This window comes from Micromonospora sp. NPDC047738, from assembly GCF_040642675.1.
GTDB lineage: Bacteria > Actinomycetota > Actinomycetes > Mycobacteriales > Micromonosporaceae > Micromonospora.
The window spans coordinates 250,536-269,463 of record NZ_JBEYSO010000004.1; the positions used below are offsets into that span (position 1 = coordinate 250,536).

The window sequence follows — 18,928 nt, forward strand, 5'->3', positions numbered from 1 at the left end:
ATGACGGCGGGCAGGGTCACCCCCGGGCGCTTACGGCGCCGGCTCGTCATCGCGTTCGTGCTCGTCGCCGGGGTCTCCGCCGGCGCGCTCGCCGGCGGGTCGTACCTGATGCTGCGGCAGGCCCGGTTCGACGGCTCGCTGCAACGCGCCGCCGCCGACGCCCGCTACCAGCTCGTCCTCGCCGCCCAGTTCCTGCCGCTGACCGACACCCGCCGGGCGGACCTGCTGGCCAGCTTCGAGCAGAACGGACGGCACGTGCTGCTGGTCGCCGGCGACACCCAGGCGTCGAACCCCCGGTACGCGCCGACGCCCGGCCCGGCCCTGCGGGACGCGGTCGCCGCCGGGCAACTCGGCTTCCAACGCTCCCCCGGCAGCGCCCGGCCGCACCTGCTCGTGGTTGGCGGCCGGATCCCCGGCTCCACCGCCGAGCTGTACGTGGTGACCGTCGAGGACGACCTCGCCGACGGCCTCAACCAACTCCGCACCGCGCTGGCGGTCGGCTGGATCGCGGTGGTGCTGCTCGCCGCCGCAGTCGGCAACACCCTCGCCCGGCGCACCCTGGAACCGGTGGGCCGGGCCAGCCGGGCCGCCCGCGCCGTGGCCGAAGGGCTGCTGGACACCCGGCTGCCGGTACGCGGCCGCGACGAGTTCTCCGCGTGGGCCGCGTCGTTCAACGAGATGGCCGAGGCGCTGGAGTCGAAGATCGAGGCGCTATCCCGGGCCCAGACCCGGGAGCGGCGGTTCACCGCCGACGTGGCGCACGAACTGCGTACCCCGGTCACCGCCCTGGTGGCCGCGGCGTCGCTGCTCGCCGACCAGCTCGACGCGCTCCCCGCCGACGCCCGGCGCGCCGCCGAACTCCTCGTCACCGACGTGGTCCGGCTCCGCCGGCTCGTCGAGGAACTGATGGAGATCTCCCGCCTCGACGGCGGCCGGGAACCCGTGTCGATCCGGCCGGTGGACACCGTCGCGGTGCTCCGCGGGATCGTCGACGCGCGGGGCTGGACAGACCGGGTGACCGTCGCCGGGGAGGCACCCCCCACCGGCACCGACCCGCGCCGGCTGGAACGGGTGCTGGCCAACCTGGTGTCCAACGCGGTCGAGCACGGCGGCGGCGAGGTCCGGGCCGAGGTACGGCACACCGGCGAGACGATCGTCGTCGAGGTCACCGACCAGGGCCCCGGCATCCCCGCCGAGCACCTGCCACACCTGTTCGACCGCTTCTACAAGGTCGACCCGGCCCGCACCGGACCCGGCAGCGGCCTCGGCCTGGCCATCGCCCAGGAGAACACCCGACTGCTCGGCGGACAGCTGACGGCACACAGCGACATCGGCCACGGCGCCCGTTTCCGCCTCGAACTGCCCCTCACCGGAGGAGGTGACTCGTGCGACGCCTGATCGCCCCGCTCACGGCGCTGCTCCTGCTCACCGCCGGCTGCGCGCCGGCCAACACCGGCACCCTCGGCCCGGCCCCCGCCGGAGCCTCCCGGACCGCCGGCACCACGCCGACGGGCGCGGGACGCACACCCGCCACCGTCTCCCCCACCACCCGCCCGTCGACGCCCGCCGCCCCGACCGGCGTCGAGGAGCCCAGCCCAGACGGGACGGTCACCCTGCAGCTCTGGTTCACCCGAGGCGGCAAGCTCGTGCCGACTCGGCGTACGCTGCCCGCCACCCCGGCCACCTCCCGGTTGGCACTCACCGAACTGGCCGCCGGCCCGTCCCTCGCCGAGACGGCCACCGGCATGACCACCCTGGTCCCGGCCGGCACGCAGGTGAGCCGCATCGCCGGCGGGGTGGCCACACTGGTCCCGTCGGCCGGCTTCGACGGCGACGACGCGGCGAGCGTCCGGCTACGCCGGGCCCAGGTGGTCTGGACGCTGACCCAGTTCCCCACCGTGCGCCGGGTGGCTTTCGCCCCGAACGACACCGCGCCGGGCGCCCGCGGCGACTTCGCCGACCTGCTGCCGCCGATCGTGGTGACCGGACCGGCGATCGGCGACCGAATCACCAGCCCCGTGACGGTGACCGGGACCGCCGACGTCTTCGAGGCGACGGTGAGCGCCCGGGTCCTGGACGCCACCGGCCGGGAGGTGGGCACCGCGTTCACCACCGCGACGTGCGGTTCCGGCTGCCGGGGCGACTACCGGGTACGGGTCGGCTACCGGCTCGACCGCACCGGACCAGGCACCATCGAGGTGTACGAGGTGTCGGCCCGGGACGGTTCCCGGATCAACGTCGTGACGGTTCCCGTCGTCCTGACCGCCGGCGGGTAGAGCTCGTCCTACCCGGTGGCGGCCGCAGGCGTCTCGTAGATCCACGACTCGGCCGCGGCCTCCGGCACCCGCTCCACTCGGCGATACTCGACGGTCTCCGTCGTTTCATGGGGTCCGTGCAGCTTGAGCTGGTACGTCGTCGGCGGATCATCCGCATCCGGCACGTCCCAGTCCACGCTCATCCCGTCGTACGGCCCGCCCCGCAGGCGCAGCTTCACGATCGCCACGCTACTCACCGTAGCGAAGCCGAGGGCCGTGCGGGCGCGTTAGCGGCCTGAGACCCAGGTCGCCGCCCACCGCCCGGGGACGGGCGATCACGCACGGTGGACCGTGCCGCGTCCCACCGGACACCCGCCGAACGCCGAAGGCCGCGGCGCTAGGGTGGGCTCGTGCTCCGCCAGGTCACCGGAATCCGATACGTCACCCCGCTGCGCGAGGGCGGCTCGCTGCCCGGCGTGGTCGAGGCCGACGACCTCGGCACCTACGTGGCGAAGTTCCGCGGCGCGGGACAGGGCCCGAAGGCCCTCGTCGCCGAGGTGATCTGCGGGGAACTGGCCCGCCGGCTCGGGCTGGCGGTGCCCCGCCTGGTCGTGCTCGACATCGACCCGGTGATCGGCCGGGCCGAACCGGACGAGGAGGTGCAGGAACTGCTGCGCGGCAGCGGCGGCGCCAACCTGGGGATGGACTTCCTGCCCGGCGCGCTCGGCTACGACCCCATGGCGCACCCCGTCGACCCGGTCCTCGCCTCCCGGGTGCTCTGGTTCGACGCGTTCACCGAGAACGTCGACCGCAGCTGGCGCAACCCCAACCTGCTGATCTGGCACCGGCAGCTCTGGCTGATCGACCACGGTGCCTGCCTTTACTTCCACCACAACTGGCCGCGCGCCGAGGCGGCAGTGCACCGGCCGTACCGGGCCGACGACCACGTGCTCGCCCCGTACGCCACCCGGCTCGCCGAGGCGGACGCCGACCTGGCACCACGGGTCACCCCCCCACTGCTGACCGAGGTGCTGGCCCTGGTCCCCGACGAATGGCTGACCGGCCCCGACTTCGACTCCGCCGACGCGGCCCGGGCCGCGTACACCAACCACCTCACCCGGCGGCTCACCCGCACCGCCGACTGGTTGCCGCAGGAGAGCGTCGCATGAGGCAGCCCTTCGAGTACGCGGTGATCCGGCTGGTGCCCCGGATCGAGCGCGGCGAGCAGATCAACGTCGGGGTGATCCTCTACTGCCAGGCCCTCGACTTCCTCGGCGCGCGTACCCACCTCGACGCCGACCGGGCCCGGGCGCTCGCGCCCGACGTGGACCTGGCCGAGGTCGCGGCGGCGCTGGACTCGTGGGACCGGACCTGCGTGGGGGCCGGCCCGTCGGCGGGGATGCGGCACGGCGAGCGGTTCCGCTGGCTGGTCGCGCCGCGCAGCACGATGATCCAGGCTGGGCCGGTGCACACCGGCCTCACCGCCGACCCGGCGGCGGAGCTGGACCGGCTGCTGGAGACGCTGGTGCGCTGAGCCGGCGGCGCAGCGCACTTTCACAGTGGACGGCAGGTCGAGACCCGGGTGGGATTCGAACCCATGTGCGCTGCGAGCGGAGGACTCGAACCTCCACCTTCCCTTCCAGAGAGGGATGTGCTGCCGACTTGCACCAGCTCGCATGGTGTCCGCCGAGCGGCGTACCGTGCCCCGACCAGGATTCGAACCTGGGCCCTCCGAATTCGTAGTTCGGCGCGCTCTCCGCTGCGCCACCGGGGCGGGCGACCGGCGCCCTCCCCCGAGGGACGCCGGTCTGGTCAACCCTTCACGCAGACCACCTGCTTGAGGTGCGCCACCACCTCGACCAGGTCCTCCTGCTGCGCCATCACCTGGGTGATGTCCTTGTACGCGCCGGGGATCTCGTCCACCACCCCGGCGTCCTTGCGGCACTCCACACCGGCCGTCTGCGCCGCCAGGTCCGCGGTGCTGTAGGTCCGCTTCGCCTGACCGCGCGACATCCGGCGCCCGGCGCCGTGCGACGCCGAGCAGTACGCGTCCAGGTTGCCCTTGCCACGCACAATGTACGAGCCGGTGCCCATCGACCCCGGGATGATGCCGAGGTCGCCCTTGCCGGCCCGGATGGCGCCCTTGCGGGTCACCAGCACGTCCACCCCGTCGTACGTCTCCTCCGCCACGTAGTTGTGGTGACAGCTGGTCGGCTCGCCGAACGTCACGTGCGGAAACGCGTCGCGCACCACCCCGCAGAGCAGGGCGAGCATGACGGCCCGGTTGCGGCGCGCGTACTCCTGCGCCCACCAGAGGTCCCGCCGGTAGGCGTCCATCTCCGGCGTGCCGGCGAGGAACACCGCGAGGTCGCGGTCGGGCAGGTCGACGTTGTGCGGCAGCCCGCGGGCCACCGAAATGTGCCGCTCGGCGAGTTCCTTGCCGATGTTGCGGGACCCGGAGTGCAGCATCAGCCAGACCTGGCCGTCGTCGGGGCCGCCCTGCTCCAGGCAGACCTCGATGAAGTGGTTGCCGCCGCCGAGGGTGCCCAGCTGGCGCTGGGCCCGGGTCTCCAGCTGCGCCACCTTCCGGTCGAGGGTGCCGAAGCGCCGCCAGAAGTCGTCCCAGCCGCCCTGCTCCAGGCCGCGAACCCGGCGCGGGTCGACCGCGTCGTCCCGCATGGCGAAGCCGACCGGGATGGCCGCCTCGATCGCCGCACGCAGCGGGGCGAGGTCGTCGGGCAGGTCGGCCGCGGTGAGCGAGGTACGTACCGCCGACATGCCGCAGCCGATGTCGACGCCGACTGCCGCCGGCGAGACGGCCTGGCGCATCGCGATGACCGAGCCGACGGTGGCGCCCTTGCCGAAGTGCACGTCCGGCATGACGGCGACACCCTGTACCCAGGGCAGTGCGCCGATGTTGCGCAGCTGCTTGGCCGCCTGCGCCTCGATGCTGTAGGGGTCGGTCCAGACCCGGACCGGCGCCCGGGTGCCGGCCAGTGGGGTGTAACCCATCGTGTCTCCTTGGTCGAGGGATGTCGGATTGTGGGATGTCGCCCAGGTTCAAGTTGCTTCAGGACGGGCTTAGAACCCCTCCAACGCCTTGACCAGCACCTCGCCGGCCACATGCGAGACGCAGGAGATCTTGACAAAGTTTCAGGATTTCTGAAATCTGGGATGACCAGGTGGTTCTGAGCGCGAGTAGCGGTCCCGACTGGGCGCAAGTTTGGGTCCCGGCGCCCTCTGGCGGGTTTCATGGCGCGTGAGTCTAGGACCCGCCCTGGTCGTGGGTGCTTGGCCTTATCGCCATGGGTCGTGCAACAGTCGGCAGCGAGCGAGCCATGATCTCCGCATGGAGGAGGCGAGCGCAGGCTCGTCAGACCGACGACGTCAACGAGACGGGGCGTGTTGTACTCGAGCTCGCTGATGCGACGCCGTAGTGGCGTTAGAGTCGCCGGGCATGGGACTCCTTACCTTCAACCTTAACCTCACCCTGGACGGTTGCGTCGACCATCAGGAGGGGATCGCCGACGACGAGACGCACGCCCTCTTCACCCGCCTCATGGACGAAGCCGGAGCCATGCTGTGGGGTCGCGTCACCTACGAGATGATGGAGAGCTACTGGCCGGCCGTCGCCCGCGGCGACGAGGCGGCGCCGCCGGCCATGCGCGATTGGGCGGTCAAGCTGGAGGCCAAACCCAAGTACGTGGTGTCGTCGACGCGCAAGGACTTCCCGTGGACCAACAGCTACCACATCGCCGGCGATCTGCGCGAGGGCGTGCAGAAGCTCAAGGACGCGACCCCGTCCGGGGTCCTCCTCGGAAGCGGCAAGCTCGCGACCGAGCTCGACCGGCTGGACCTGATCGACGAGTACAAGCTGCTCGTCCATCCCAGGATCGCCGGCCACGGCCCGACGCTGTACCAGGGCGGGCTGCCCGGCACGCGCCAGCTCGAGCTGGTCTCGGCGGAGCCGCTCCGCAACGGCGTGGTGGCCATGCACTACCGCCGCGTGCGCTGAATCGCAGGAGTCGATCGCCGCCAGCTCACCGGCAGCGCGGCGTCCTCCTCGCGTTCGCCGCGCCGAACGACTTCTCGAAAGCGAGTACGTCTCCGAAGAGCCGGTCGGAGGCTCCGTGGATGTCGCCAGCGACAGAGGATCATGGCCCGTCCATCATGCCCAGCATCACCGGCGGCCCCGGCGGGTGAGCGACATGCTTGCGCCCACCCGCCGGTGCCTCCAGCGCGGGACCCAAACTCGCGCACACTGCCCATCGAGAAATACTCCGACCTTGGCCCAGAAAGGACGCCCATCTGGGCCCCGTTTCCACGACCGAAGCCAAACGGGCGGCCCTCAACGCTGACTTGGTCGACGCTGGCGTCGAAACCGGCTTCTGGGATGACCAGGGACGCCCCGCACCCTGGCCCGACGGCATCGACGACTGGACTCCTCCGGGAACTACGCAGGACGCCCGAAAAGGCCGCCGTCTGACGACGCTCCGGTCTAGGCCTGCTGAACTTCATCCGGAACATAAAGGCGAGGTGCTGGTCCAGGCGTTGGAGGGGTTCTAAGTTCGTTTGAAGCAACTTCAGTTCCCGTGAACTTAGGCGGGTCGCGGCTGGCCGGATTCGAACCGGCGATCTTCACCATGGCAAGGTGACGCGCTGCCTGACTGCGCTACAACCGCGAGGTGGTCCCGGAGGTGGGACCGGCGTAGGCCGTACGGGACTCGAACCCGTGACCTCCCGGGTGAGAACCGGGTGAGCTGCCAATTGCTCCAACGGCCCGTGCGGGACGGCGGGTTGCCGTCCGCGAAAGTCCGGGACCGCGGAATCGAACCGCGTGTCTCTCGCGCCCAAGGCGAGCGGGTCAGCCAGCTCCCTCGTCCCGGAGGCCCGGCCGGCGTCGGGAGGGACGCCGGGCCGGGACAGTACTCATTTCGTCCACTGTGGAGTTGAGAAGATGCGACGTCGCCGGCGGGCAGCCGGGACGGGGTGAAGCAGGGGCGACAGGATTCGAACCTGCAACCGTCGGGTTTGGAATCCGGTGCTCTTCCGTTGAGCTACGCCCCTCGGAGCGGGGTGACGAAAAAGCCGCCCGGTCCCTGGTCGTGGGGCGGGCGGCTGCGCGGTTTTCGCGCTGGCGCTAGGCGCGCCACCACCCTGGTTGCCACCGCTGCCGTCGGCAGGGGCCCAGGCCGAGTTCGACCAGCAGGGCACCGCCACGCGGCGTGGGCCGCTCGGCCTGGGTGCGGTTCTGCTGCGACACGGTGTGCTCCCTGCGTGGTGGTACCGGTTGACGTTGCCCGCTCACGGTAGGCGTGCCGGCGGGCCGACCGCAATGGATATTCGTACACCCGCCGTCAGCCGGTGCCGGCGCAGGCCGGCCAGGGTGAGGACGACGAGTCGGCGAGCCGGGGCATCGAGATCCCTCAACATCAGGCTGCTCATTGCGTTTCGTCGGCATCGCGCAAGAAGGCGGTGACGCGGGTGGTGACGGTGGCGTGGAGGGCAGCTACCGCCTCGACGCCCTCGTGCAGTGCTGCGGACAGCGCCGCGACGTCGCATGGGTTGTCGATCGGGCGCGCGATCGCGAGGGCGCCTTCCCACCAATAGGTGGCTACCGCCCACGTGACGTCGCCGTCGGAGAGCATGAGGTCGTCCAGCACCTGGTCGATGGCCTCGCCGAGGTCTTCGTCGTCCACGTCCGGATGGTCGTCGACGCACCGCTGCCGCAGCCGCCCGGCGTCAGCGTCAATCTGGATCTGCCAGCCTTCGCCGGCAGCGGTGACGTCGAACCATTTCGGTAGGCCGCAGGCGGTGTCGTCGCCCGCCACCAGGCAGGGGATGCGCAGGTCGTCGATCGGGTGGGTGCGGACCAACTCGTACCCCAGGGCGCTCGCTGCCTGGCGCAGTTGCGCGGCTCGGCCGCCCTCCCAGCGGGCACCGACCGGCAGCACGGCGCGCAACCGTTCCCCGATCGTCGCCCAGCGCGCGTCTGGGACGAGCACCCGCAGGGCCTCTGCGATGCCGTCGAAATTGACCGCTGGCCACCGCTGCTCGCCGAGCTTCCAGTCGATGTGGGGTTCGAGCAGGCAGGTGAGTAACACCTGTTCGGCGGCGACCTCATACGGTGGGACGTCGTCGATGTAGGCCAGCGCGTCGGCAATCACGGAGACCGGGTCGTGGGCCCTCCAGGCGACCGGCTGCCAGGCGATCGAGCCGCAGTCGCAGCGACTGGCGGGCGCGGTTGGGGACAGGTCGGCGTCGCAGCGGGGGCAGTTCAGTCCGGCAGCGGCGGTCTGTCGGGCGTAGTCGTCGCGGATCGTGGCCAGGTCTGCGGCGATCTGCCGCGGTGACCCTTCGAGGAATCCGGCCCAGCCGAAGTCGGTGTAGATCTTTACTGTCCACACCCGGCCGCGGCGGCCGCGCTCGGAGTCGGCGTCAGCGAGTTCCCAGCCGTCAGGGCCGAGTTTGGCGGTGAGTGCGTCGATGACCGGCTGCCAGGCCGACACGTCGTCGTCCGGTGGCGGCGGTGGGGCGGGGCGGCCGGTCGCGGCGGCGGCGAGCGCCGTGGCGCGCCAGATCGAGCGTGCCTGGCCGGGGGTCGGTTCGCTGACGGTGTAGCCGGTGAAGTAACCAGCGATGTTCGGGGTGACGGCCACGAGGTGGCCGTCGGGCACGACCAGTGAGGCCGGCGGGTCGAGGAGGCGGTGGCGGGCGCATACCAACGCGTCGAAGCCGCGGACGAGTGCCGCACGCACGGATCGCGTTTGGCCACAGTCGGCGCAAGTGACGCTGACTTTCTCCCGGCCTTTTGCCATGATTCGTCCTCCCCACGTCCGGGCGGGCCCACGCTACCGCTGGGGTCCGACAGCGTGGGTTCGCCGGGATCTGGGACCTAGCTGAGCCGTGCCCGGGTCTCCGCTGCACGGCGGGGCATCGCGGCGTGTTCCTGCAGACGGTTCGGCGGGCACCGAAGAATGCGGCGCCTAGCCTGTCGCCGGGCATCGGAGGAAGGAAGGCCGGAATGGAGTTGCGGCGTCGGGTGGCGAAGCGGTTTCGCGAGGTCAACGGGGAGCACCCGATGACGGCGGCGGACGACGTCTACGTCAGCGGTCAGTTCGTGGTGCTGACGGAGCTGTGCGCGGCGAGCGGGCGGGACCCGGACGACGTACGCCGGTTGATGCTGGACCGGCGGCTGCCGTTGCCGGGCTATCTGCGCTCGGACGGCGCGGAGATGGTGCCGGCCGACCTGTTCGCGCTGGCGGAGCGGGCGGGCGGCACGGAGCTGGTGGCGGAGTGGTTCGTCGGGCACTGGACCGACCCGGCGCAGGGCGCGGCCGAGTGGGATGCCTACCTGAGCGGGCGGTACGTGTGCCTGCGCTCGGTGACGCCGGGGAAGATCCGGCGCAAGGATGAGCTGTGCGCGGCGATCGAGGCGGCGCCGGCCGCGCCGGACGCGGGGTCGGCGGGCTGGCTGGACCAACTGCATGCGTTGGTCGACGAGCTGGACGCGCTGGAGCCGCAGTTCACCGGGTACGACCGACTCCGGTTCGGCGGCCCGACCTCGCGGGACACCTGCATCGAGGCGGTGCGGGCCCGGTATCCGCGCCGGGTCACCGCTCCGGGCGGGCGGTGACCCGGCGGGCCACGGCGAGCAGGTACTCCTTGCGGTGGAGGGGGTCGTGGTCCCAGCGGGGCCGGCTGGGGGCGGGGCCGCGGACCGGTCGGTAGTGGTCGAACTCCGATTCGAGGGTCCCCTCGCCCCGGGTCAGCGCGGGCAGCCGTTGTTCCAGCGCGTGCACCCGCCCGGCCGGCACCTCGCCCTCGACGAGGTATCCGCTGCCGTGCGGGGTGGCGGTGCGGGGCACCGCGTCGAGGCCGGTCAGCGCCGGCAGGACCGTGCCGAACATGTCGGCCGGCAGGTCCAGGCGGAACCGGTGCACCGGCTCGTGGACGCGGGTGCCGGCGCGGCTGAGCGCGGCCATGAGCACCAGTGGCGTCAGGTTACGGAAATCGCCCGCAGTGCTGGACATGCTCTTGTCGAACACGCCGTGCGAGTGGCTCTGCCGGGCCCAGTAGCCGCCGTGGGTGAGGGTGACCACGCAGTCGATCACCTGCCAGCCGTGCAGCCCCTGCCGCAGGGTGTCCCGGACGGTCTCCTCGATGGCCTTGAGGAACGCCAGCGGCATCGACCCGAGTTCGATGCCGAGTCGGAACTCGACGCCGCTGTCGAGCGGGCCGGGCTCCACCCGAAGCCCGACGGTGCCGAGGAACGGGTTCGGGTCCCGGCCGATCCACTCGACCGCGGCGCCGACCCCGAGCAGCTGTTCCACGCAGACGGTGGTGGTCTCCCGGAAACTGACCGGGACGCCGTACTCGTCGGCGAGGGTGGCCTGGATGACCTCCTTCTGCACCTCGCCGTAGAGGGACACCGCGATCTCCTGGCGCAGGTCGTCCTGGCGGAGGTTGATCAGCGGGTCCTGCTCGGCGAGCTGGGCGAGGGCGGCGTGCAGGGCCGGTCGGTCGGCCGCCCGCACGGGTAGGACCACTGTCTCCAGGGTGGGCGGGGCGAAGTGGTGGCGGCCGGCCGGGCGGTCGGGCGGGGTACCGAGCGGGTCACCGACCTGGACATCGGCCAGGCCGTGCAGCCGGGCGATCCGGCCGGCGCCGACCGAGTCCGCGGGCGTCGCCTCGCCACCGGCGAAGACCCCGAGGCCGGTCACCTTGGCTTCGCGGTCCCGCCGGTAGCGGATCCGGTCGCGGACCCGTACGGTCCCGGCGAAGATCCGGCGTACGCGATCTTCTCGCCGGCCGGGCCGCGCTCGACCTTGAAGACGGTGCCGGAGAGCGGGGCCTGGTGGTCGCCGTCGGCGGCGGGCAGCAGCTCGGCGAGGCCGGCGATCAGGTCGTCGACCCCGGCGCCGGTGATGGCGGAGCCGGCGTACGCGGGATGCACCCGGGCCCGCGCGGTCTGGGCGGCGAGCGCCGCCCGCAGCCGGGCCGGGGTCACCGCCCGCTCGTCGGCAACGTACGCGGCGAGCAGCGCGTCGTCGTGCGCGGTGAGCAGGTCGACCAGCCGGGTGGTGTGGCCGGGGTCGTCCGGCCGGACGGGCACCCATCGTGCGGCGGGGGTGCCGGGAGCGTCGACCTGGCCGAGGGCGACCACGTCCGGGGTGAGGCGGTCGACGATCTGCCGCAGCACCCGGTCCGGGTCGGCGCCGGCCCGGTCCACCTTGTTCACGAAGATCAGGGTGGGGATGCCGAGCCGGTGCAGGGTGCGGGCCAGCACCCGGGTCTGGGCCTGGACGCCCTCCACGGCGGAGACGACGAGCACCGCCCCGTCGAGCACGCCGAGGGCGCGTTCCACCTCGGCGATGAAGTCCGGGTGGCCGGGGGTGTCGATCAGGTTGACGGTGACCCCGGCGACGGGGAAGGAGACGACGGCGGAGCGGATGGTGATGCCGCGCTGCCGTTCCAGCGTCAGGGTGTCGGTACGGGTGCTGCCGTCGTCGACGCTGCCGAGTTCGTCGACGACGCCGGCGCTGTGCAGCAGCCGTTCCGTCAGACTCGTCTTACCAGCGTCGACATGGGCGAGGATGCCGAGATTGAGGGTTTTCACGCAGCGTCATGTCCTCCGGGTAGGCGGTCATTCCCTTCTGGTGGGACATGGACGCGGCTCGCATCTCGTGGCTCCTTCGCTCTGCGGGTGTAGTGGTGGGATTGCACAACGGCGCCGCAACGCGGGCAAGCGATTAACCCGGACGGGTGACGGTCGACTGGCTAGGGTCCCGGCGCTCACGCTTCGCGGGCGAACCCCATGTCCATCCAGTCCACCCAGGTTGCGCCGTCGGGCGAGCGCTCCCATTTCGCTGCCATCGTCTTGCCGTCGGGGTCGATGGTCAGCGTCGTGCGCATCGTGTCCCCGGCGAACGTCCAGACGCCGGCGTCGTCGACACTTGCCCGCATCTCGCCGTATCCGCCCTGGTCGTCGAACGCCCGCATCCGCAGCCGGCCGCCGTCAGTCGGGTCCGGGTCGCCGATCATCTCGATCACCTGCACCCGGTCTTCGCCCATCTGCACGTCGACGTGATGCACCAGGAACCCGCCACCCGGAAACCACTCGTAGGCGTCCGTGCCGGCGATCTGCACGCCGTCCACCGTGCGGCCGCTCGATCGCCACCGTCCGACCAGGGGTTCAAGCCGCTCGATCACCGGTATCGCCCTTCCGCACTCAGGTAAGCTCGTAAGCACAAGCTTAACAGAAGGACGGTGGATGGACGAGGTACTCACGGCCGTGGCCGACTCCACCCGCCGCGGCATCCTCCTGCTCACCCGCGACCGCGAGGTCGCCGCCGGCGAGATCGCCGCGCAGTTCCCGATGATCAGCCGACCAGCCGTCTCGCAGCACCTGCGCGTCCTGATCCACGCCGGCCTGCTCCACATGCGACGCGACGGCAGCCGCCGCCTCTATCGGCTGCGGGCCGAAGGCTTCGCCGAGGCGGCCGGCTTCCTTGACAGGATGTGGGCGGCCCGGCTCGACCACCTCAAGCATGAAGTGGAGAAGGAACACCGAGGATGATCGAGCACACCATCCAGATCGACGCCCCGCCAGAGGTGGTCTCGCGCTTCTTCACCGATCCGGCGCGGATGGCCCGCTGGCTCGGCCCGGCCGATCTCGACCCGATGCCGGGCGGCGAGCTGACGTTCCAGCTCACCGACGGCCCCGGACTCGTCGTGCGCGGCCACTTCACCGAGCTTCGGCCGTACGAGAAGATCGCCTTCACGTTTGGCTGGGAGCCGACGCCGGACGTGCCCGATCTGCCACCCGGCTCTTCCCAGGTCGAGGTGACCCTGTCGGCGCAAGCCGGCGGCACCCTGCTGACCCTGCGCCACACCAGCGTGCCGCACAACCTCGCCGAAAACACCTACACCGGCTGGGCGGGCTTCCTTCATGCTCTCAGAGCCGAAGCCGCGTACGCCTAGAGAGCTGCCGCAGCCGGCGGCGGCGCACTAGCTGGCCTGGGCGACCGGGTGGCGCCTCATCTCCTCCATGAAGGGGAACCGCGCGGTGAGTTCGGCGAGCGTGGTCCCGGCCCGCCAGGCGTCGGCCACCTGCGCCACCTGGAGCAGGTCGGTGGCGTCGCCGCGGGCCTGGACCTCGCCGGACACCCGGAGGTCGATCATGAAGTAGCGGGCCTGGGCGCCGAGCCCGACGCAGACGACGCCGCGGTCGGAGGTCAGCTCGGCGCAGGTGAACCGGGCCCGCCCGTGGTCGGGGGCGCTCACCTGGCCGAGGTCGAGCTGGTGCTGGGCGGCCGTGTCGGCGAGCGCGGGGGCGAGTCCGCCCCGCTCGACCAGGTCCGGGTAGAGGCGCACACCCAGCGCCGTCGAGACGTCGCTCATGAACTGACTCCCACTTCCTCGTGACAGAGACCAGCAGCACGCGGTTACGGGAATGTTTCCGGCGTGCCTTGGTCATCCTGTCCCCCCTGGAGGCCCCACGGCAATAGGAACGGTTGATTCGGCCCCTGTCCGGGTGACATCGCTGCACCGGCTCGAGCGCGCCGACGTAGTGGCCAGCGCCTGGCGCGACGAGGGCGGGTGCCGCCGCGACACGCGCACCGGCGGCCGGCCGGCGGCGCCGCGTACGATCCAGGCCCATGGCGCGGATCCGGTGTAACTTCTTCTCCGAGGCGCTCGGCATGGGCACGTCGATGACCGTGCTGCTACCGGAACGGGCCGCCACGCAGATCGGCATGGCCGGCAGCGCCGCCGTCGGTGACCCGCCGGTGCTCTATCTGCTGCACGGGCTGAGCGACGACGACACCATCTGGACCCGGCGCACCGCGATCGAGCGGTACGTGGCACCGCTCGGGCTGGCCGTGGTGATGCCGCAGGCCGGGCGGAGCTTCTACGCCGACGAGGCGCACGGCAACCGCTACTGGACCTTCCTCAGCGAGGAACTGCCCGAGATCTGCCACTCGTTCTTCCGCCTGTCCGACCGCCGGGCGGACACCTTCGTCGCCGGCCTGTCGATGGGCGGCTACGGTGCGATTAAGTGGGCGCTGCGCGACCCCGGCCGGTTCGCGGCGGCGGCCAGCCTCTCCGGCGCGCTGGACGTCACCCGGCGGCGGGACCACCCGACCAGCCCCGTCAACCCGGCGGTGTGGCACACGGTGTGGGGCGACCGGGAGGTGCCGGGCACCGACGACGACACGGTGGCGCTACTGGAGCGCGTAGGCTCCGACCTGCCCGCGCTCTACGTCGCCTGCGGCACCGAGGACTTCCTGTACGAGGACAACATCCGCTTCGTCGAGGCGGCCCGGCGCCGTGGGGTGCCGGTCACCGTGGAGTTCTCCCCCGGCGACCACGACTGGGCGTACTGGGACGCGAAGATCCAGGACGTGCTGGCCTGGCTGCCGCTGCGCCGCGAGGTCATCGGCTGAGCCGCAGCCACCGTCTCGGTCGGACCCGAGGCTCTGCCGGGCGGCGGCTCAGACGCCGACGGAGCCGTCGATGGCCTCGCGGAGGAAGTCTGCGTGCCCGTTGTGCCGGGCGTACTCGTGCATCATGTGCAGCATCACCAGGCGCAGCGAGACCTCCTCTGCCCAGCGTGCGTTGTAGGCGGTGACGTCGAGGGACTCCGCCTCCCGCTCGATGCGGCGGGCGTGCTCGACCTCCCGCTGCCACGCCTCGAACGCTTCCGACCGGTCGGCGGCGCTCGCGTCGTACGCCTCCTGGAAGTCGCCGGTCTCCGACCAGACCAGCGGGATGTCCTCGCCGTTGATCACCCGGCGGAACCAGGTGCGCTCCACCTCGGCCATGTGCCGGACCAGACCGAGCAGCGACAGCGTCGACGGCGGCGAGGACTGCCGGCGCAACTCCTCGTCGGTGAGCCCCGCGCACTTCATGGCCAGGGTGGCCCGGTGGAAGTCGAGGAATGCGCGCAGCGTCTCCCGCTCGCCGGCCAGCAGCGGCGGGCCGATCCGTTCGGTCTCCACGAGGGTCCTTCCGCGCAGGCGGCGGGCCTGCTCGTCAAGGGTTGGCAGTGGTACCGGGCGAGCTTAGTCTCAGCCCATCCGTCCACCTCCGAAGGGATCATGGGATGAACCCCCACCTCCGACGTTCCGCGCTGGTCGCCTCGGCGGTCACCGCGGCGCTCGCTGCCGGCGGCACGACCGTCCAGGCGGCCGCCGATCCCTACGGCCACACCGCCACCGCGACGGTCTTCGCCCCGAACCCCGTGCAGCAACTCGGCGACCAGTCGCTGACCGACCAGAAGGACGCGGACTACCCGGCGCTGGCCGGGGCGTACCGGTCGGTGCTGCTGACCAACCTGGACGGTTCCGGCACGCTGACCGGGCAGTACGTCGTGGTCAAGAGCAGCACCGGCACGCCGGCCCGGGCGGCCGACGGCGCGTTCCCGGCGTGGCACCGCGACGCCGACCAGTTCGAGCAGGTCATGGGCTACCACTGGGTGAACACCGCCCAGGCGTACCTGCAGTCGCTCGGTTTCGGCAGCACGCTGCGCCCGGTCAACCAGCGGCAGATCGAGCTGCGCATCGGCCAGTACGGCGGCGACAACTCGTTCTTCCGTGAGGACAAGGCCAACATCACCCTGGGCAAGGGCGGGGTGGACGACGCCGAGGACGCCGAGGTGATCGTCCACGAGTACGGCCACTCGGTGCAGGACGGCCAGGTGCCCGGCTTCGGCACCACGCTCGAGTCCGGCGCGATCGGCGAGGCGTTCGGCGACTACCTGGCGGTCGCGGTGACCAGTTGGGCCACCGGGGCGCCGACCCGGACGCCGGAGGCCTGCGTGGCCGACTGGGACTCCGTCTCGTACACCCGGACCGCCCCGCACTGCCTGCGCCGTCTCGACGGCACCAAGGTCTACCCCGCCGACCTGCGGGGCGAGGTGCACGCCGACGGGGAGATCTGGTCGCGGGCGCTGTGGGACATCCGCACCGCCCTCGGCGACCGCACGGCGACCACGCTGATCGTGGACGCGCAGTTCGACTTCGCCAAGGACACCACCTTCCGGGACGCGGCGGTGGCGACCGTGGCCGCCGCGCAGCGGCTCTACGGCGCCCAGGCCGCGAACGCGACCCGCGCCGCGTTCGCCGCCCGCGGCATCCTGTGACCGCCGCGTTGGGCGCCGCCTCCGGCCGGGGCGGCGCTCACCGCAGCGACGACCGGGCCACCGGGAAGTCGAAGTACGTGTCCGGGTACGGCTCGGCGCGATAGCGGTAGTGCCACCACTCCCGGGGATAGTTCTCGAAGCCCTGCGCGGTCATCAGCCGCTTGAGCAGCTCCCGGTCGGCCCGCGCCGGACCGGTGATCCGGGCGTCGGCGGTGTGGGCGCGCGGGTCGAAGCAGTCGAACCCGGTGCCCATGTCGACCGAGTTGTCCGGGAAGCGGCGCCCCGCGGGCGCGGTGCAGGGTTGCAGCGGCTGCCCCGGCACGTACGCCGGCTGGTCCGGGGTCGGCACCGGGACCAGGGTCAGGTCGAGGGTGCTGCCCCGGCTGTGCGCGGTCGGCGCACCGATGTAGCCGTCGGCGAAGAGCCTGGTCTTGGGCACGTCGGGATAGAACTCGGCCTTCATCTGCTGCTCGCCGGGGGTCTTCGCCCAGGCGACGAAGTCGTCCACCGCCCGCTGCGGGCGGTAGCAGTCGTACACCTTGAGGCTGCGGCCCTCGGCGAGGGCGGCGGCCTGGACCCGGTGCAGCGCCTCGGCAGCCGTCCGGGTGAGCAGGCACAGCGGTTCGGCATAGCCGGTGATCGGCCGGCCGACGAAGTTGTGCGCGGTGGCGTACCGGATGTCGGTGCGGATGCCCGGGTCTACAGCGGCGAGGTCGACGAAGTCGGCCGGCGCGCGTGATCCGGCCGACGGGGTCGGCGACGGGGTGGGTGCCGGGGTGGGCCGCGGCGCGGGGCGCTGGCAGGCGGCGAGCGCGGCGACCAGCACGACCGCGATCGCCCCCACGCGGACGCTGCCGCCCCCTCGTCGCCCACGCCCCACCTCGCCCTGTCTACCAGCGTCGCCGCCCGCAGCCGGGCGCGAATTCCCGGAAGGGGTGGCCAGGGTCACCGCGCCCCGTCCCGGTGTGCCCCCAGCGGCCCGACCGTCCAGCCCTGGCGGTGGCACTCCGTCAGTAACCGGGGCAGGGCGGCCAGCGCGGCCCGCCAGGCACCCGGCGCGGCGGAGCACGAGGAGTCGTGCAGCAGGATCGTGCCTCCGCCGGAGAGTCCGGACCGGACGGTGGCGTACACGGTGTCGCCGGTGGCCTTACGGGTCCAGTCCCGGCCCCAGCAGCTCCACAGCACCGGCTCCAGCCGCAGTCGGCGCGCCGCCAGCAGGGTCGCGCCGGTGAGCACGCCGTACGGCGGGCGCAGGAAGCGGGGCGTCCGGCCGGTCACGCCCGCAATCAGCGCCTGGGCGCGCGCCAGGTCGCGTACGGTCGCCGCCGGCCCGCGCAGCAGCAGGTTGTGGTGCGCCCACCCGTGCACCGCCACCTCGTGACCCGCGGCGACGATCTCCCGGCCGAGCTCGGGGGCTCGCTGGAGCATCACGCCGAGCAGGAAGAAGGTGGCCCGCACCCCGTGCGCGGCCAGCACCTCCAGGAACCGCGGGGTCGACTCCGGGTCGGGACCATCGTCGAAGGTCAGCGCCACCCGGTCCGGCGGACCCACCCCGTGCAGGCCGGGCAGGAACCGCCGCCGGACGGCCGGCAGCGCGGTCACGACCGGCGCCACCTGCACCGCCGGCAACGCGGCCGCCGCGGCCCAGGCGACGGGCCGGGCGCTCACCGGAGACCGCCGGTGGACTGCAGCAGCGCCGCCACCACGGCGACCGCGTCGCCGACCGAGTCGACCAGCCGGTGGCTGCGGTCGTCCACTCCGGCGCTCCCGGCCCGGCTCGCCACCTCGGCGACCAGGCTCGCCGGATCGTCCCGCTCGGCCGCGGCGCCCTCCGCCCTGGTGCCCCCCACCTCCCCCGCTCCCCAGGCGTCCGCCACGGTCAGGGCCAGCCGGTCGTCCGGCGGCAGGCCGGAGCGTTGCCGGGCCGGCCGCTGGCCGACGGCGGTCGAGGCGGCGAAGGCCCGCGACACGAGCGGCTGGACCAGCGTGAGGTCGACGTCGTCCGCGGGCTGCAGCTCGGCGGGCCGTACCGCGCAGTAGACGTCCACGCCCTCGCACAGCCAACTGGGATGAACGAAATCGGTCACGTAGGTGAGGAGCGGGACAGCCAGCCGCCCGTGCCGGCGCAGCGGCCCGAGGAGCTGGTTGGCGAACGGGTAGGTCGTCACCACCACCCGGGTGTCCGGCGGGATCGACCGGCGCATCCGGCCCCGGAGCGGCCGGAGCAGCCCGCGGAACACCGAAACGGACAGCCGCGACCGGCTGGTGAGGGCGAAGAGCGCGTCGTAACCCCACGGCAGCCAGCGCCGGGTGCCCCGGTAGGCCCCCCGGACGACCCAGCGCGCCGGGCGGGGCAGCGCCTCCAGGAAGTTCAGCCGGTCCACCACGAAGCCCCGGCGGCGCAGCCGCCGCGTCAGCTCGACGGCGGCCGTGTCGTGGCCCGCGCCGATGTCGGCGGAGACCACCACGATCCGTCCGGCGCTCTCCATGTCGCCGCGCATACCCGGGGCCACGACATCCACGCGTCCGC

22 protein-coding genes and 5 tRNA genes are annotated in these 18,928 nt (G+C 72.4%); 10 read left to right on the plus strand and 17 right to left on the minus strand.

The window, feature by feature from the left end:
• Window positions 1-1,398: a HAMP domain-containing sensor histidine kinase gene (locus tag ABZ783_RS09315; protein ID WP_357435674.1), complete on the plus strand. Its 1,398-nt coding sequence runs from the start codon at window positions 1-3 to the stop codon at window positions 1,396-1,398.
• Window positions 1,386-2,276: a Gmad2 immunoglobulin-like domain-containing protein gene (locus tag ABZ783_RS09320; RefSeq protein ID WP_357435676.1), complete on the plus strand. Its 891-nt coding sequence runs from the start codon at window positions 1,386-1,388 to the stop codon at window positions 2,274-2,276. The genes ABZ783_RS09315 and ABZ783_RS09320 overlap by 13 nt, the downstream gene beginning before the upstream one ends.
• Before the next feature lie 8 nt (window positions 2,277-2,284).
• Here the strand turns inward: ABZ783_RS09320 and ABZ783_RS09325 are convergent, their stop codons facing one another.
• Entirely contained in the window at window positions 2,285-2,503 is a 219-nt protein-coding gene (locus ABZ783_RS09325) for a hypothetical protein (protein ID WP_357435678.1), read from the minus strand.
• A gap of 162 nt (window positions 2,504-2,665) precedes the next feature.
• Here ABZ783_RS09325 and ABZ783_RS09330 point away from each other — a divergent pair, with 162 nt between their 5' ends.
• Together ABZ783_RS09330 and ABZ783_RS09335 are read left to right on the plus strand one after the other, a co-directional pair.
• Complete coding sequence (locus ABZ783_RS09330; protein WP_357435680.1) at window positions 2,666-3,424, plus strand: HipA family kinase; 759 nt, start codon at window positions 2,666-2,668, stop codon at window positions 3,422-3,424.
• On the plus strand, window positions 3,421-3,789 hold the full coding sequence (locus tag ABZ783_RS09335; RefSeq protein WP_357435682.1) for a DUF3037 domain-containing protein: 369 nt from the start codon (window positions 3,421-3,423) through the stop codon (window positions 3,787-3,789). The genes ABZ783_RS09330 and ABZ783_RS09335 overlap by 4 nt, the downstream gene beginning before the upstream one ends.
• Window positions 3,790-3,859: 70 nt before the next feature.
• Here the strand turns inward: ABZ783_RS09335 and ABZ783_RS09340 are convergent.
• From ABZ783_RS09340 to ABZ783_RS09350, 3 genes are all read right to left on the minus strand, one after another.
• A tRNA-Gln gene (locus ABZ783_RS09340) sits at window positions 3,860-3,932 on the minus strand.
• A 24-nt stretch (window positions 3,933-3,956) separates the two neighbouring features.
• A tRNA-Arg gene (locus tag ABZ783_RS09345) sits at window positions 3,957-4,029 on the minus strand.
• Between the two features lie 38 nt (window positions 4,030-4,067).
• Window positions 4,068-5,267: an RtcB family protein gene (locus ABZ783_RS09350; protein WP_357435684.1), complete on the minus strand. Its 1,200-nt coding sequence runs from the start codon at window positions 5,265-5,267 to the stop codon at window positions 4,068-4,070.
• A gap of 445 nt (window positions 5,268-5,712) precedes the next feature.
• Here ABZ783_RS09350 and ABZ783_RS09355 point away from each other — a divergent pair, with 445 nt between their 5' ends.
• Entirely contained in the window at window positions 5,713-6,270 is a 558-nt protein-coding gene (locus tag ABZ783_RS09355; RefSeq protein WP_357435686.1) for a dihydrofolate reductase family protein, read from the plus strand.
• A gap of 593 nt (window positions 6,271-6,863) precedes the next feature.
• On the opposite strand, the gene ABZ783_RS09360 is transcribed toward ABZ783_RS09355, so the two are convergent.
• From ABZ783_RS09360 to ABZ783_RS09380, 5 genes are all read right to left on the minus strand, one after another.
• Window positions 6,864-6,937, minus strand: a tRNA-Gly gene (locus ABZ783_RS09360).
• Window positions 6,938-6,964: 27 nt separating this feature from the next.
• Window positions 6,965-7,037: transfer RNA gene (locus tag ABZ783_RS09365), tRNA-Glu, on the minus strand.
• Window positions 7,038-7,250: 213 nt separating this feature from the next.
• Window positions 7,251-7,322: transfer RNA gene (locus ABZ783_RS09370), tRNA-Trp, on the minus strand.
• A gap of 73 nt (window positions 7,323-7,395) precedes the next feature.
• The gene (locus ABZ783_RS09375) at window positions 7,396-7,518 is read right to left on the minus strand and encodes a hypothetical protein (protein WP_357435688.1); all 123 of its coding nucleotides are present in this window, start codon (window positions 7,516-7,518) and stop codon (window positions 7,396-7,398) included.
• A gap of 178 nt (window positions 7,519-7,696) precedes the next feature.
• The gene (locus tag ABZ783_RS09380; RefSeq protein WP_357435689.1) at window positions 7,697-9,013 is read right to left on the minus strand and encodes a hypothetical protein; all 1,317 of its coding nucleotides are present in this window, start codon (window positions 9,011-9,013) and stop codon (window positions 7,697-7,699) included.
• A gap of 266 nt (window positions 9,014-9,279) precedes the next feature.
• Between ABZ783_RS09380 and ABZ783_RS09385 the strand changes: the two genes are divergently transcribed.
• A complete protein-coding gene (locus ABZ783_RS09385; protein WP_357435691.1) occupies window positions 9,280-9,891 on the plus strand; it encodes a DUF6058 family natural product biosynthesis protein in 612 nt (203 codons plus the stop codon).
• On the opposite strand, the gene ABZ783_RS09390 is transcribed toward ABZ783_RS09385, so the two are convergent.
• From ABZ783_RS09390 to ABZ783_RS09400, 3 genes are all read right to left on the minus strand, one after another.
• Window positions 9,869-10,978 carry a hypothetical protein gene (locus tag ABZ783_RS09390; protein WP_357435693.1) on the minus strand — a complete coding sequence of 370 codons (1,110 nt, stop codon included), beginning with the start codon at window positions 10,976-10,978 and terminating at the stop codon, window positions 9,869-9,871. The genes ABZ783_RS09385 and ABZ783_RS09390 overlap by 23 nt on opposite strands.
• The gene (locus tag ABZ783_RS09395) at window positions 10,975-11,874 is read right to left on the minus strand and encodes a GTP-binding protein (RefSeq protein WP_357435695.1); all 900 of its coding nucleotides are present in this window, start codon (window positions 11,872-11,874) and stop codon (window positions 10,975-10,977) included. Before ABZ783_RS09395 ends, ABZ783_RS09390 begins: the two co-directional genes overlap by 4 nt.
• Window positions 11,875-12,050: 176 nt before the next feature.
• A complete protein-coding gene (locus ABZ783_RS09400; RefSeq protein WP_357435697.1) occupies window positions 12,051-12,404 on the minus strand; it encodes a hypothetical protein in 354 nt (117 codons plus the stop codon).
• Window positions 12,405-12,528: 124 nt separating this feature from the next.
• Here ABZ783_RS09400 and ABZ783_RS09405 point away from each other — a divergent pair, with 124 nt between their 5' ends.
• Together ABZ783_RS09405 and ABZ783_RS09410 are read left to right on the plus strand one after the other, a co-directional pair.
• Complete coding sequence (locus ABZ783_RS09405) at window positions 12,529-12,834, plus strand: metalloregulator ArsR/SmtB family transcription factor (RefSeq protein ID WP_357435699.1); 306 nt, start codon at window positions 12,529-12,531, stop codon at window positions 12,832-12,834.
• Complete coding sequence (locus ABZ783_RS09410; RefSeq protein WP_357435700.1) at window positions 12,831-13,238, plus strand: SRPBCC domain-containing protein; 408 nt, start codon at window positions 12,831-12,833, stop codon at window positions 13,236-13,238. Before ABZ783_RS09405 ends, ABZ783_RS09410 begins: the two co-directional genes overlap by 4 nt.
• A gap of 27 nt (window positions 13,239-13,265) precedes the next feature.
• Here the strand turns inward: ABZ783_RS09410 and ABZ783_RS09415 are convergent, their stop codons facing one another.
• Window positions 13,266-13,658, minus strand: coding sequence for a hypothetical protein (locus tag ABZ783_RS09415; RefSeq protein ID WP_357435701.1), 393 nt, complete (start codon window positions 13,656-13,658; stop codon window positions 13,266-13,268).
• 257 nt (window positions 13,659-13,915) lie between these two features.
• Here ABZ783_RS09415 and ABZ783_RS09420 point away from each other — a divergent pair, with 257 nt between their 5' ends.
• Window positions 13,916-14,701, plus strand: coding sequence for an alpha/beta hydrolase family protein (locus tag ABZ783_RS09420; RefSeq protein ID WP_357435703.1), 786 nt, complete (start codon window positions 13,916-13,918; stop codon window positions 14,699-14,701).
• A gap of 48 nt (window positions 14,702-14,749) precedes the next feature.
• Here ABZ783_RS09420 and ABZ783_RS09425 read toward each other — a convergent pair whose 3' ends face one another.
• On the minus strand, window positions 14,750-15,256 hold the full coding sequence (locus tag ABZ783_RS09425) for a DinB family protein (RefSeq protein WP_357435705.1): 507 nt from the start codon (window positions 15,254-15,256) through the stop codon (window positions 14,750-14,752).
• Between the two features lie 104 nt (window positions 15,257-15,360).
• Here ABZ783_RS09425 and ABZ783_RS09430 point away from each other — a divergent pair, with 104 nt between their 5' ends.
• The gene (locus tag ABZ783_RS09430) at window positions 15,361-16,398 is read left to right on the plus strand and encodes a M36 family metallopeptidase (RefSeq protein WP_357435707.1); all 1,038 of its coding nucleotides are present in this window, start codon (window positions 15,361-15,363) and stop codon (window positions 16,396-16,398) included.
• A gap of 37 nt (window positions 16,399-16,435) precedes the next feature.
• Here the strand turns inward: ABZ783_RS09430 and ABZ783_RS09435 are convergent, their stop codons facing one another.
• The 3 genes from ABZ783_RS09435 to ABZ783_RS09445 form a co-directional block, all read right to left on the minus strand.
• Entirely contained in the window at window positions 16,436-17,233 is a 798-nt protein-coding gene (locus ABZ783_RS09435) for a M15 family metallopeptidase (protein WP_357435972.1), read from the minus strand.
• 110 nt (window positions 17,234-17,343) lie between these two features.
• Window positions 17,344-18,066 (minus strand): polysaccharide deacetylase family protein, encoded by a 723-nt coding sequence (locus ABZ783_RS09440; protein WP_357435709.1) that lies wholly within the window; start codon window positions 18,064-18,066, stop codon window positions 17,344-17,346.
• On the minus strand, window positions 18,063-18,920 hold the full coding sequence (locus tag ABZ783_RS09445; RefSeq protein ID WP_357435710.1) for a UDP-N-acetylglucosamine--LPS N-acetylglucosamine transferase: 858 nt from the start codon (window positions 18,918-18,920) through the stop codon (window positions 18,063-18,065). Before ABZ783_RS09445 ends, ABZ783_RS09440 begins: the two co-directional genes overlap by 4 nt.
• Window positions 18,921-18,928 lie beyond the last annotated feature (8 nt).